This window comes from Arhodomonas sp. AD133, assembly GCF_051195215.1.
In the GTDB taxonomy this organism is placed as follows: Bacteria; Pseudomonadota; Gammaproteobacteria; order Nitrococcales; family Nitrococcaceae; genus Arhodomonas.
In genome coordinates this window covers 103314-116068 of record NZ_JBNAZM010000001.1, presented here as the reverse complement: position 1 = coordinate 116068, position 12755 = coordinate 103314, and the positions used below count along the sequence as shown (strand labels likewise).

Sequence of the window (12755 nt, the reverse complement as noted above, 5' to 3'; positions counted from 1 at the left end):
AGTGGCCACCGCCGCCGGCCCGTGCCACCGCGTTGAGGTCACCGGACTCGCCTGTCCCTTCTGCACCTACGCCATCGAGAAGCAGTTCGACAAGATCGACGGCTTGGCAAAGATCGAGACCGATGTCGAAGCGGGTGCGGTGATCGTGCTCTTCGGTCTTTTTATGACGGGGGTGGTTCGGCCGCGTTGGTTGCTTGGCGACTATCGCGCGGTGGCCCAAGTGTGCGGCGGCGGGCGCCCCGGTGCGGCGGGGTTGCGCGGTGTCCCGCACTGACGAGCCACTGGGAGGGTTTCGTCTCGCTGGGACTGTTCGGCCTGGCGCTGTCGCTGCCGCTGGTGGCGGCGGTGATGTGGGCGCCGATGCGACGCGTGCTCGACCGGCTCGCCGGCCTCTCCGCCCGGGCCCCGTTCTGGGCCGGCGTCGTGCTGATCGCGCTGGGGCTGTGGTCGATCGGCTTCGGGCTATTCACGGACCTGGAAAACTGGACATGAACACACGACGGCATCATCGCGCCGGCAAACGACTCGTGCTGTCGCTGGCGATCGTGCTCGCCGCGGCCGCACTGCCGGCTACGGCCGCGCAATCGGCCGGGGGCTTCGACGGCGACGCGGACAACGTCGATACGGCGGCCCACTGGGCGGCGCGCTCGACGCTCGCCAATGCGGTGATGTTCAGCGGCCTGGGCGAGCCGCTCGAGCTGTCCATGTCGGAGCTCGACGAGCTGTTGAAGCACGCCGGCTACGTCGCCCGCCCGCCGATGCCCGAGATGGCGCTGGTCGGTGCCGTCTACGCCGCAGGCAGCCCGAGGCTCGGCGATGACGCCGATTTCGCGAAGCCGCAGACGCTCGCCTGGCAAGCGAACACGTTCGATCGTACGCTCGACCCCGGGGCACAAGCCTGGACGCTGGCGAAGGTCGCCAGCCCCGAGTTCCACCTGCGCTACCACGACCGCAAACCGGATCGTCTCGCCGCGCTGCTGATGCTGCCTCAGGCTCAGGCCCAGGCCGAGGTACTGGAGCGGCGCCTGCTCGATCCGCGCAGGCTGTTCGCGGCAAGGGGCACCGACGGCCGTTTCGCCGAGCCGAACGCCCGTGATCAGGCAGCCGTGCTCTGGGGCGTCTCGAATCTGATCCTGGCGGCGACCAGTGACCGGACGGATTACTGGCATGCCGCGTATCGGGATTTGGTCGACCCAACCGCGTATCGAGCGCTGGCAGGCATGGCCTTCGAGGCTGTGAACGAGCTCCGACCGACGACACCGGCCGACCGTGCCCTCGCCATCGAGGCCCTGGGGCGTTACGCGCTGACCACGGACGACCGGGCTGGGGCATTCAGGCTTGCGCGGGAGCATGCCGATGCTCTTCTGGAAAGCCCGGGCCGCGCCCTCGAAGACGTGGCCCTGGCCGTCTACGGCCTGAACGAGGCCGGCCGGCTGCTCGGCGATGACGACTTCTCGAAAGCGGCCACGGAGACGTTCCGCAACGACCTGCTGCCGCTGTGGCGGGCGCGGGTCGGCGTCTTCCGCACCCCGGAGGCCGACACCGGGTTCAGCTACACGCCGCTGCGCATGGGTGCCGTGGCCGCCGCGTTGAACGCCATGCGCTGGCACGCGGGTGACGCCGTCGCGCAACAGGCAGCGGATATCTACCCCCGGTTTATGGAAACCGTACTGGCAGAGGCCGGCCTGCAGCTCGCCAGCCCGTTGCCGTTGGTGGCGCCCGGGTACCGCGAGGCAGAGCCCGCCGCGCACTTCGCTCATCCGGCGTTGCCGGCCCCGACGGAAGCAGGGGTCGCGCCGGTGTTCGCCTCGGCGGTGCACCGCGACGACGACGGTTGGCGCGTGACCGACGACCGCTTCCATACGGCCAGTGCCATGTTCCTGGCCAACATGCTGGTCGGGCGCCATGACGGCCAGGCCGATCCCTTCCTGCCCGGCAATCAGCTCAGCCGGTTGCGCTGAGCCATTGGAAGGCCGCGACGATGGTCGAGACACCCATGGGGGAAGCCGCACGGCCCGGCGCCAGGGAGAGCCTGCAGCTCAAGATCGGCGGCATGAGTTGCAGCTTCTGCGCCAACGCCATCGAGCGTGGCCTCAGCCGCGACAAGGGAGTGGACGAGGTCCACGTCTCCCTCGCCCACGAGGAGGCGCTCATCCGCTACCGGCCAGCGGAGACGAGCGTCGACCGGATCACGCACACGCTCAAGGCACTGGGCTACATCGTGCGCGACCCTCGCAAGGTGGGCGCCTTCGACGAGCAGCTCGAGCTCAAGCGCAAGGAGCGCAACGATCTCCTCTCCGCCGCCGGCTTCGCGGTGGTGATGTTCCTCGCCATGGCCGCCATGTGGCTCGACTGGTGGCTCATGCGCGACTGGCACGTCTGGGCCGCTTGGGCGATCGCCACCTATGTCTTCGCCTGGAACGGCCGGCGCATCGCCCGCATGGCCTGGGGCGCGGCGTGGCGCGGCATCACCAATCAGCACGTGCTGCTCAGCGTCGGCGCTATCGGCGCCTACATCGGCGGCGTGCTCGGCGCGCCGCTGCCGCCGCTCGGCTGGTACGGGCTGGTGGGCTTTCCCGCGGTGGATTTCTTCGGCGTGGTGGTCTTTCTCACCGCCTATCACCTGCTCTCCGGCTACGTATCGCTGGTCGTACGCACCAAGGCCTCGGAGAGCGTGCGGCGGCTGCTGGAGATGCAGCCGGCCACCGCGCGGCTCGTGCGCGACGGCGAGGAGCGCGAGGTGCCGCTGGAGGAGATCGCCGTCGACGACCGCGTGCGGGTGCGCCCGGGGGACCGCATCCCGGTGGACGGCGTGGTCGAGGACGGCGTCAGCGCCGTGGACCAGTCCCTCGTCACCGGCGAGCCCATCCCGACAGAGAAACGCGCCGGCGATGAGGCGATCGGGGGCAGCGTCAACCAGAACGGAACGCTGCTGATCCGCGTCACCCGGGTCGGCGAGGACAGCTTCCTGCAGCAGGTCGCCCGTCACGTGGAGGAGGCCAAGGCGCTCAAGCCCGGCATCATCGTGCTGGTGGACCGGGTGCTGCTTTACTACGTGCCGACGGTGCTTACCGTCTCGGGGGCGGCGCTGCTGGTCTGGTCGCTCGCCCCGCTGGCCTGGGGCGCGGGCCCGCAATGGGTGACGGCGATCTACGCGGCGGTGACGGTGCTGGTCATGGGCTATCCCTGCGCGCTGGGCATGGCCACACCGCTGGCGCTCATCCGCGGCGGCGGCATGGCCGCCGAGCGCGGCATCCTCATGCGCTCTGGCGAGGCCTTCCAGGTGCTCAAGGACATCACCCACGTGGTGCTGGACAAGACCGGCACCATCACGGAAGGCAAGCCCCGCCTGGTTGCCGTCGAACCGCTCGGAGCATTCTCGCGTGACGCTCTGCTGCGCCTGGCCGGCGGCGCCGAAGCTGCCTCCGAGCACCCCCTGGCACAGGCGATCGCCGAGGCCGCCGACGAGGAGGGCCTGGAGCCGCCCGAACCGGCAGACTTCGAGGCGCTCGCCGGCCGGGGGGTGCGCGCCCGCGTGGAAGGGCATCAGGTCATCGTCGGCACGAGTCGCTACCTGGGTGCCGAGGGCATCGACGTGGAAGCCGCCGCCAAGCGCCTGGCCGAGCACGAGACGCACGCGCATACCGCCGTCCTCGTCGCCGTCGATGGCGCGCTCGCCGGCCTCCTGGCCATCGCCGATACCGTGAAGCCGGACGCAAGGAAGACCATCGCCGAGCTCAAGGTCCGCGGCGTGACCGTGGTCATGCTCACCGGCGACAGTCGCCGCACCGCCGACGCGGTCGCCGGCGAGGTGGGCATCGACGAGGTCCACGCCGAGATCCTGCCGCAGGACAAGGCCGAAGTGGTACGCGAGCTCCAGCAGCGCGGCGCGCTGGTGGCCATGGTCGGCGACGGTATCAACGATGCGCCGGCGCTCACGCAGGCGCAGGTGGGCATCGCCATTGGCGCCGGCACGGACATCGCCATCGAGTCCTCGGACGTCGTGATCATCGGCGAGCGCTTGGCCGCTGTGCCCGAGGCCCGCGCGATCGGGCGACTGAGCTACCGCAAGACCGTGCAGAACCTGTGGCTGGCGTTCTTCTTCAACGGTGTGGGCGTGCCCACGGCAGCCACCGGCATCCTTCATCCGGCCTGGGCCATGATCGCCATGGCGCTGAGTGTCACCCTGGTGCTGGCGAACTCCTTCGGCGGGTGGCTTCTCAGCAGGGGCCCCGTCACCCTTGGCCTTGGCTCCGGATCCGAGGCGCCGCCCGCCACGCCCACCGAAACCGCCTACGGCACCCGCGCGACAGTGCTCGTCATACCTGACATGCACTGCAGCGGTTGCGCTGCCACCCTGAGCGCTTACCTCTCGTCCGAGAACGGGGTCGAGCGCGTCGTAGCGGATGCACGCACCAAGAAGGTTTACGTGACGTATCGGCCGGAGGCTGTCGACGTTGCGCGACTCGAGACCGCGGTTACCGCCGTGGGGTATCGGGTGACCACCTATCACGAGTACCCCACTACGCCGGGAGCGGCCGCCGATGGGTCGTAGCGTTTCCGCTACGGCGAACGAGCGGCAGAGTAGGGCGGTGCCCCACGGAAGTTACCAATCTTCTCAATAGTCCACGTCTTCACCATGTTCCCGGGAGTAGCGGCGCATGCGCCGGCGCAGCAGGTGCAGCATGCCCAGGCCGATCACACCGACGCCGGTCAGCCACAGCAGGCTCCAGGGGTCGGGGTCACGGGCGAACTGGCGTGCCTCGTTGCCGATGATCGCAATGGCGGCGATGCCGGGCACGCAGCCGAACACCGTGCCGATGAAGAAGTCGCGCAAGCGTACGTGGGTGGCGCCAGAACCCAGGTTGATCAGCGAGAAATGGGCAATGGGCACCAGACGCAGGGTGGTGACCACCATGATGCCGTGACGCCCGGCGCCCCGGCTTATGCGGTTGATCAGATGGCCGCCGAGATAGTGCAGCGGCGCGTGACCGAGCAAGTGTCCGACGGTGAACCCGGCGAGCGCGCTGATCAGCGTGCCTACCGTGGCGAGCCAGAATGCATGCAGCGGATCGAATACCAGGGCGGTGGCCACCACGGGCGCAGTCAGGGGCACGAACAGCAATCCGGCGACCACGAAGGCCGCGATCACGATGGCGTTGCCCCACGGCGACTCGCGCAGGTAGGCCCCCAAAAGCAGGAGCGCCTCCAGGTCCGCGTAGTCGCGCAACGGGGTCAAGAGCCAGGCACCGGCGATGACCACCGCCAGTACCAGGCCGAGTGCGATTCGCCAGGCTATTGATCGGCGAGAAAACTCGCTCACTGCGGCCACCTCCGTGGCGAAAGCTAGTGTCCCGGAATTCTCGTTTCTGGGCACTAGTCACCATTATCCGCCTTTTCGACACCGCGACGCAGGCGCAGGATGCCGATAGCGACGATGGCGGCGACGGCGGGGATACTCAAGCCGGTAACGACATCCACAGGCACCGGAAAACCCGCGCCTTTCAGACCCTTGGCCGCGTAGCCAACTAGGCTCACCGTGTAGTAGCTCAGAATGACGATGGAAAGCCCCTCCACCGTCTCCTGTAGTCTGAGCTGAAGGCGCGCGCGGCGGTTCATCGACTTGAGCAGGTCCCGGTTCTGCGCTTCCAGCGCTACGTCGACCCGGGTACGCAGCAGATTGGCGGCCCGGGATACGCGCCGGGAGAGGCGATCGAGGCGATCGCGGATGTAGCTGCAGGTTGCCAGCGCGGGCGCGAACCGGCGCTCCATGAACTCCGCGAGTGTGGACACCCCCTCGATGCGTTGCTCGCGCAACGCGTCGATGCGCCGGCGCACCAACGAGCCGTAAGCCTCGGTGGCACTGAACCGGAAATTGGTTCGCGCCATCGTATGTTCCACCTCGGCGGACAGCCGTGAGAGCGCGCCCAACAGCGCCTGCTCATCGCTCAACGCCTGAACCTCGGCCATGCGGTCGGTGAGATCGCCGAGCTGGGTCTCCATCGAACCGATCTGCGGGCCGAGCTCGCGAGCCGTGGGAAAGGCGAGCAGCGCCATCATGCGATAGGTCTCGATTTCCAGCAGGCGCTGCACCAGCCGCCCCGCCTGCGAGGGGCGCAGCCCCCGGTCGAGGACGACGAAGCGCGTGAAGCCGTCATCGCCGGAACGGAAATCGGTCCACACCGAGGCGGCGCCGCCGGCACACAGCGATCCCGCGAGCGCGTCGCGATCGAACCACCGCGCCAGTGCATCCGCGCGGGAACCGACAGCGTCCTCGGGCACGAGACTGAGATGACTCGCAGCGAGCAGTTCCCCCGGCAACTGAGCCACCCACCCCTGGGGCGCGAGATCGACCGCACGCAGGGCGAACGGCGCATTGCGCGGGTCCGGCACGAACAGCGTATAGGTGGAAAACTCGGTATGACGCTCCCACCTCAGACGAAACCCCGGTGCTTCTACCACGCAGTGGCTGCTGCCTTCGGCGGGGCGCTCCACGCCAAGGCGCTGGCACAGCCGTGCGACGTGCTCCGCTTCTTGGCTCGCGCTGTCGGTGCCCGTGTAGAGCGCCAGATGTGAAACGTGCAGCGGCGCCTCCAGGACCTCGAATGGCCTGGCATGTGCCTCGTGTAGCAGAGCGGGGCGAAGGGAGTGCTCGGTGAGGCCGAGCCGATTTGCCGTGTGCGCGCGAGCTCGATTCATGGGTCATTGCCGGCTGACAGAACTACCGACGCTACCGTGCGATCGGTGCGACGACAAGACCGGACGGCGCCGGCGGGCCTCCGTGGCGACGCACCATCCATGCCTCGCCACGGGGTACCTGCCACCGCTATCATCCTCGGGGAAACAACTCTGGAGCTTTCATGCTGCAACGTGATTCGAATCTGCCGCCGACCATCTTCGTACTGCTCGTCATCAATGCCCTGGTGTTCGCGTGGCAGATGATCGCGGGTATGGCTCCGATCACCGATCTCGCGTTGTGGCCGCTGGGCACGCCGGACGTGGCGCGCTCGGCCGGCGGCTTCACGCAGGTCCCGGATTTCGCGCCGTGGCAGCTCGTCACCTACGGCTTTCTCCACGGCGGGCTGTTTCACCTGGGGGTGAACATGTTCGCGCTGTGGATGTTCGGCGTGCCCATCGAGCGTGCTCTGGGCACGCGCCCGTTCGCGACCTACTACCTCGTCTGCCTGGTGGGAGCCGGCATCATCCAGCTCGTGGTGGCCACGCTGGCCAGCCAGGACGGCATGATCTATCCCACTGTCGGCGCCTCGGGCGCGGTATTCGGGATACTGCTCGCTTTCGGCATGCTATTCCCCAACCAGCAGGTCATGCTGCTGTTTCCACCGATCCCGATGAAGGCCAAGTACTTCGTGATTCTCTACGGAGCCTTCGAGCTCTGGGCAGGGGTGACCAATACCTTCTCGGGGGTCGCGCATTTCGCCCACCTCGGCGGTATGGTCTTTGGCTTCGTCATGATTCAGTACTGGCGTGGCCGTTTGCCCGTGAAACCAAGGCGGCGGCTACACCTCTGATTGACCGGATCGAAGGCTCGCGTGATGCGCAGCGTACGCGGGCTCTGCAATCCGGCTTGCGGCGGTCACCTTTTCGTTACGATGATTTCCTACCATACTCGGCAATGGCGGCCGGTTCCGGAGGAACCCGCCAAAAGGCCATCGGATGGTCTGACAACCACATGCCAAAAAGGGAGTGAGTCTCATGATCAGTCGCCTCGACAATCAGATTGCCCTGGTAACCGGCGGATCGCGGGGTATCGGCAAGGAGATCGCGCTCGAGCTGGCGCGACTCGGCGCGAAGATCGCGATCAACTATAACCGAGGCGAAGCCGAGGCCCGGGCGGTTGCAGAGGAGATCGACAAGCTCGGCAGCGAGTGTCTCGTGCTGCAGGCGGACGTGAGCGACAAGAACCAGGCGCGCGGGCTGGTGAACCAGACCATCGAGCATTACGGCCAGCTCGACATCCTGGTCAACAATGCCGGCATCACCCGGGACAAGACGCTGAAGAAGCTCAGTGACGAAGACTGGGAGTCGGTGATCAACACCAACCTCAACAGCGTCTACTATACGGTCAGCGCCGCTTATCCGAGCATGATAGAGCGCAGCTACGGGCGAATCGTGAATATCAGCTCGTTCGTGGGCCAGGCCGGCAACTTCGGGCAGAGCAATTACGCCGCGAGCAAGGGCGGCATCATCGCTTTCACCAAGAGCGCGGCGCAGGAGCTCGCCAAGAACAACATCACCGTGAACGCCATCGCGCCCGGCTTCACGGAGACCGAGATGCTGGCCAAGGTTCCGGACGAGATCCGCGAGAAGATTCTCGCCAAGATTCCCATGCGCCGGTTCGGCAAGCCCAACGAGATCGCGCGCGCGGTGGTTTTCCTCGTCGCCGACGGGGATTACATCACCGGTCAGCAGATCAACGTCAACGGCGGTGTCTACATGTAACGCCGCCGGGCGCGTGGCGGGGGCCATGGCAACGGTCCCCGCCAAGTGTGCGGTCAACACTCAGTGAGAACATGTCCGAGACGCTGCCACCGCCTTTCCATCTCGCCTTCCCGGTCATCGATCTCGATGCCACCCGCCGATTCTACGTAGAGCTCCTGGGCTGTCGTGAGGGGCGCAGCACCGCGGACTGGGTGGATCTGGATCTCCACGGCCACCAGTTGAGCGCTCACCGCGTTGATACCATGCCGGCGCTTCCCACCAACGACGTGGACGGCTGCCAGGTGCCGGTCGCCCACTTCGGCCTGGTGCTATCCTGGCCGCAGTGGCAGGCGCTCGTGAAGAGGCTGCAGAACGCCGGCGCTGACTTCCTGATCGAGCCGCATATCAGATATCAGGGGCAACCCGCTGAGCAGGCAACGTTTTTCCTGCTCGACCCCAGTGGTAACGGCCTCGAGTTCAAGGCCTTTCGCGACCCGGCGGCCATGTTCGCTTAGGGCCCTCAAAGCAGGCTGCGCGCATCGGCGGCGTCCATGTTGGCGCCGGTGAGAACCAGCGCCGTGACACCGTCGGCGACGCGGGCCGGAAGTACCCCCTCGATAAACGCAGCGAGTCCCACCGCGGCACCGGTCTCGACGTAGAGATGGCCACGCAGCATGAGCCGCCGGGTGGCATCGGCGATCGCCTCATCGCCGACGGTGACGATGTCGTTGACCCACCGCCGGCTCGCAGCGTACGTGTAGTCGCCGACGATTACGGGCGCCAGGCTCTTGGCAATGGTATCGACCCGGTCGAGAGCGGCATCGGCGCTGTCGTGGTCCCAGGCGTTACGCATGGTTGCCGCGCCCTTGGGCTCGACGCCGATGAGCTCAATGTCCGGCCGCTGCGCGCGGATCGCCAGCCCCAGCCCGGAAATCAGCCCGCCGCCGCCGATGGGACAGATGACCCGGCGGAGCTCCGGGATCTGGGCGAGCATTTCCAGGCCCGTGGTGCCCTGACCGGCCATGATGCGCGGGTTGTTGTACGGGTGGACCAGGGTCAGCTCGCGTTCGCTGCGTAAGCGGTGGGTGAGGGCCACGGCCTCCTGAATGGTGCCGTGAAGAATCACCTCGGCGCCGAAGCTGCGGGTGATCTCCACCTTCATCTCGCTGGAGCCTTCCGGCATCACCACCGTCACCGTCACCGGCACCTGCTGCTGGGCGGCCGCCCAGGCCAGGGCCATGGCGTGGTTGCCCGCGGAAACGGTGATCAGGCCGTTGCGGGTTTCCGCCTCGGTGGCGGTAGCGACCCAGTTACAGGCACCACGCACCTTGAACGAGCCGGTGCGCTGGAGCGACTCCAGCTTCAGCCACAACGGCGCATCGAAATCCGCGCTCAGATCGTGAGCGGGCACGCTGGGGGTTTCGGGCACGAATGGCCGGATCCGCTCGGCGGCCTCTCGGACCGCCGATGGATCTGGCAGTTCCGGCGCGTTATCGGACGAGAGCGACATCGCGGTTCACCGTGGTCAGGAACTCGCAACCCTTGTCAGTGACGACGACGGTATCGGAGAGGAATGCATCGCCCTGATCAGAGCGTAGCAGCCAGCTCATCAGGTGAAAGACCATGCCCTCGCGAAGCCGCATCTGCGAACGCGGACGCAGGCCCACCGGCACACCACTACCGGACCAGCTCGGCGGGTAGCCGATACCCACCGAATAGCCACAGTGGTGGCGATGATAGTTGCCCAGACCGCGGCGCTCCAGCACCTGGTGCCAGTTCTCGTAGACGTCGGCGGCAAGAACGCCCGGGCCGATGGTATCGGCCGCAGCCATCATTGCCTCCTGACAGATCTCGTTGATTTTGCGCGCCTCCGAGGGCACCTCGCCCACGTACGCCAGCCGTCCCATCGGGGCGTGGTAGCGGCGTGCACAGCCGGCCATCTCCAGGAACAGCAGATCGCCGTGGACCAGCTCGCGGTCCTCCCACGTCCCGTGCTCGTGCTCGAGGTTGCTCGTGGAGCGGACCAGGGGCACGAAGCCCGGGTAGGTGCCGCCGCGGCGGAACATGGCATCGTAGATTGCAGCCATGACCTCACGGGCATTCACCCCCACACCGGCCGCGGCCATGGAGGAGAGCATCATGGAATCGGAAATCGCCGCCGCACGCCGGGTGAGCGCCAGCTCCTCGGGCGACTGCACCAGGCGGACGTCGTCGACCAGATTGTCGATGTCCTCCCAGTTCGCGTTCGGCGTGCCCTCGATGATGCCGTTGAGCACCGCGTAGGGCAGGAACGTGCTGGACTGGTCCACGGCGATGTGGCCGCTGGCGAGACCGGCATCGTGAAGTGTCTTCACCGTCTCGCTCACCGCAGCCGACGGCACCACCGCCGGCCGGCGGCTCGGCTCGCGGGTCACGGAGCCGGCCTCCACCAGGTCCAGCGCCTCGTCGTCACTGGCATCCGCGGCCTCCGGCGCCGGCACGCTGCTGTCGCTGTAGCCCACGTGAATGAGATCCGGCACCTGATCGCGGACCACGGCGCGCTCCATCGCCCGGGTGATCAGGATAGGCTGGCCCTTGGCGGGGACGACGAGCAGCTGACAGGCGAAGTAGCCCATGTGATCGAGCCCCGAGAGATAGTTGATGTTCTCGGGGCTCGCGATGAGCACGGCGTCCAGTCCGCGCTCCGACATCCGTTCGCGCACTTCCCGCCGACGCCGCTCGTATTCGGCGTCCGCGAAATACCGACCACTCGTCTGGTCCATCTGTCGTTGCCTCCTCACTGATCGCCCAACACGTCGCGAACACGCAATGAACGAAACCCGAAGCAGCGCCGGATGACCTACCGGACCGCTACGGGCTTTTCACATGTCGATGATGGACCCACAGCAGCGGTTCTGGGAAGGGGCCGCTTGGAATTCGTGCCACTTGCCCCCATCGCCGCCCTAACGACGGAAGCGAGGGCACGAGATGACACCACCGGACGGCTCACAACCGGTCACCGGGCGCGACGACCTGGTCGCATGGATCGAGGCAGGCAGCAAGGCACCCGCTGACTGGCGCATCGGCACGGAGCACGAGAAATTCGTCTTCGACCGGCGCACCCTCGAGCCCGTTGGCTTTGACGGACCGCGCGGCATCGAGGCGTTTCTCGAGGGCATGACCCGTTTCGGCTGGACCCCCGTGACGGAAGCCGGGAGAACCATCGCGCTGAAACGGGACGGTGCCGCGATCACGCTGGAGCCGGCCGGCCAGCTCGAGCTCTCGGGGGCGCCGCTGGAGCGGTTGCAGCAGAGCTGCGCGGAGGTCAACGGTCACCTCGCCGAGGTACGCGAGGTCGCCAGCGAGCTGGACGTGGGGCTGCTCGGCGTCGGCTTCCACCCCACCGCGCGGCGGGAAGCGATGCCGTGGATGCCCAAGGCACGCTACGCCATCATGCGCCGTTACATGCCCACCCGGGGCGACCACGGCCTCGACATGATGACCCGAAGCTGCGGCGTGCAGGTAAACCTGGATTTCGCCGACGAGGCCGACATGGTGCGCAAGCTGCGCGTCGGGCTCGCGCTGCAACCCCTGGCCACGGCCCTGTTCGCCAACTCGCCATTCGTCGAGGGCAGCCCCAGCGGCTGGCAGAGCTATCGCAGCCGGGTCTGGATGGATACCGATCCCGACCGCTGCGGCATGCTGGCATTCGCGTTCGGCGATGACATGGGCTTCGAGCGTTACGTCGACTACGCGCTGGACGTGCCCATGTACTTCATCCACCGCGGCGAGCGGCTCATCGACGCGGCGGGACAGTCATTCCGGGACTTCATGGCCGGACGCCTGCCGGCGCTGCCCGGCGAGTATCCGACACTCGCCGACTGGGAGGACCACCTGACCACGCTGTTCCCGGAAGTGCGTATCAAGCGCTTCATCGAAATGCGCGGCGCTGATGCCGGCCCCTGGGAACGGCTGTGCGCACTGCCCGCGTTCTGGACGGGGCTGCTTTATGACCGCCGCGCCCTCGACCAGGCCTACCAGCTCATCGCCGACTGGCAGCCGGGGGAGCTCGCCGCCCTGCGGGCGGATGCGGCGCGTCACGGCCTGGCCGCGCGGTTCCGGGGCGAGACACTTACGGACTGGGCGCGTCGGGTTCTGCCCATTGCCCGCCAGGGGCTGGCTCATCGCGGTTGGGGCGAAGCACACTTTCTCGACAGCCTCGAGGCCATCGCGGCCACCGGCCGCACGCCTTCGGACGAGCAGCTCGAGGCCTACCACGGCCGCTGGCACGGCGATGTGCGCGCGGTCTTTCGCGAGTACGCGTATTGAACGCCGCG

Annotated in this window: 12 protein-coding genes; 8 read left to right on the top strand and 4 right to left on the bottom strand. The window is 67.3% G+C overall.

The features are described 5' to 3' along the window. Position 1: 1 nt before the first annotated feature. The 4 genes from ACPEES_RS00445 to ACPEES_RS00430 are packed head-to-tail and all read left to right on the top strand — an operon-like array spanning position 2 to position 4555. A complete protein-coding gene (locus tag ACPEES_RS00445; RefSeq protein WP_435099658.1) occupies positions 2-274 on the top strand; it encodes a heavy-metal-associated domain-containing protein in 273 nt (90 codons plus the stop codon). After that, positions 223-492 carry a hypothetical protein gene (locus ACPEES_RS00440; protein WP_435099656.1) on the top strand — a complete coding sequence of 90 codons (270 nt, stop codon included), beginning with the start codon at positions 223-225 and terminating at the stop codon, positions 490-492. The genes ACPEES_RS00445 and ACPEES_RS00440 overlap by 52 nt, the downstream gene beginning before the upstream one ends. After that, positions 489-1961 carry a hypothetical protein gene (locus tag ACPEES_RS00435; RefSeq protein WP_435099654.1) on the top strand — a complete coding sequence of 491 codons (1473 nt, stop codon included), beginning with the start codon at positions 489-491 and terminating at the stop codon, positions 1959-1961. Before ACPEES_RS00440 ends, ACPEES_RS00435 begins: the two co-directional genes overlap by 4 nt. A 20-nt stretch (positions 1962-1981) precedes the next feature. Beyond that, positions 1982-4555: a heavy metal translocating P-type ATPase gene (locus ACPEES_RS00430; RefSeq protein ID WP_435099652.1), complete on the top strand. Its 2574-nt coding sequence runs from the start codon at positions 1982-1984 to the stop codon at positions 4553-4555. 63 nt (positions 4556-4618) lie between these two features. On the opposite strand, the gene ACPEES_RS00425 is transcribed toward ACPEES_RS00430, so the two are convergent. Then, positions 4619-5323 carry a TVP38/TMEM64 family protein gene (locus ACPEES_RS00425; RefSeq protein WP_435099650.1) on the bottom strand — a complete coding sequence of 235 codons (705 nt, stop codon included), beginning with the start codon at positions 5321-5323 and terminating at the stop codon, positions 4619-4621. A 53-nt stretch (positions 5324-5376) separates the two neighbouring features. Next, positions 5377-6699, bottom strand: a complete 1323-nt coding sequence (locus ACPEES_RS00420) for a DUF3422 family protein (protein WP_435099648.1) — start codon at positions 6697-6699, stop codon at positions 5377-5379. A gap of 161 nt (positions 6700-6860) precedes the next feature. Between ACPEES_RS00420 and ACPEES_RS00415 the strand changes: the two genes are divergently transcribed. The 3 genes from ACPEES_RS00415 (at position 6861) to ACPEES_RS00405 (ending at position 8954) form a co-directional block, all read left to right on the top strand. Further along, entirely contained in the window at positions 6861-7529 is a 669-nt protein-coding gene (locus tag ACPEES_RS00415; protein WP_435099646.1) for a rhomboid family intramembrane serine protease, read from the top strand. Positions 7530-7713: 184 nt separating this feature from the next. After that, the gene (gene fabG / locus ACPEES_RS00410) at positions 7714-8460 is read left to right on the top strand and encodes a 3-oxoacyl-[acyl-carrier-protein] reductase (RefSeq protein ID WP_435099644.1); all 747 of its coding nucleotides are present in this window, start codon (positions 7714-7716) and stop codon (positions 8458-8460) included. A gap of 71 nt (positions 8461-8531) precedes the next feature. Next, positions 8532-8954: a VOC family protein gene (locus tag ACPEES_RS00405; protein ID WP_435099641.1), complete on the top strand. Its 423-nt coding sequence runs from the start codon at positions 8532-8534 to the stop codon at positions 8952-8954. Positions 8955-8959: 5 nt separating this feature from the next. On the opposite strand, the gene ACPEES_RS00400 is transcribed toward ACPEES_RS00405, so the two are convergent. Both ACPEES_RS00400 and ACPEES_RS00395 read right to left on the bottom strand, forming a co-directional pair. Further along, complete coding sequence (locus ACPEES_RS00400) at positions 8960-9949, bottom strand: pyridoxal-phosphate dependent enzyme (RefSeq protein WP_435099639.1); 990 nt, start codon at positions 9947-9949, stop codon at positions 8960-8962. Then, positions 9930-11201 (bottom strand): M24 family metallopeptidase, encoded by a 1272-nt coding sequence (locus ACPEES_RS00395; protein ID WP_435099637.1) that lies wholly within the window; start codon positions 11199-11201, stop codon positions 9930-9932. The genes ACPEES_RS00400 and ACPEES_RS00395 overlap by 20 nt, the downstream gene beginning before the upstream one ends. 205 nt (positions 11202-11406) lie before the next feature. Here ACPEES_RS00395 and ACPEES_RS00390 point away from each other — a divergent pair, with 205 nt between their 5' ends. Next, the gene (locus ACPEES_RS00390) at positions 11407-12747 is read left to right on the top strand and encodes a glutamate--cysteine ligase (protein ID WP_435099635.1); all 1341 of its coding nucleotides are present in this window, start codon (positions 11407-11409) and stop codon (positions 12745-12747) included. The last annotated feature ends 8 nt before the right edge of the window (positions 12748-12755 follow it).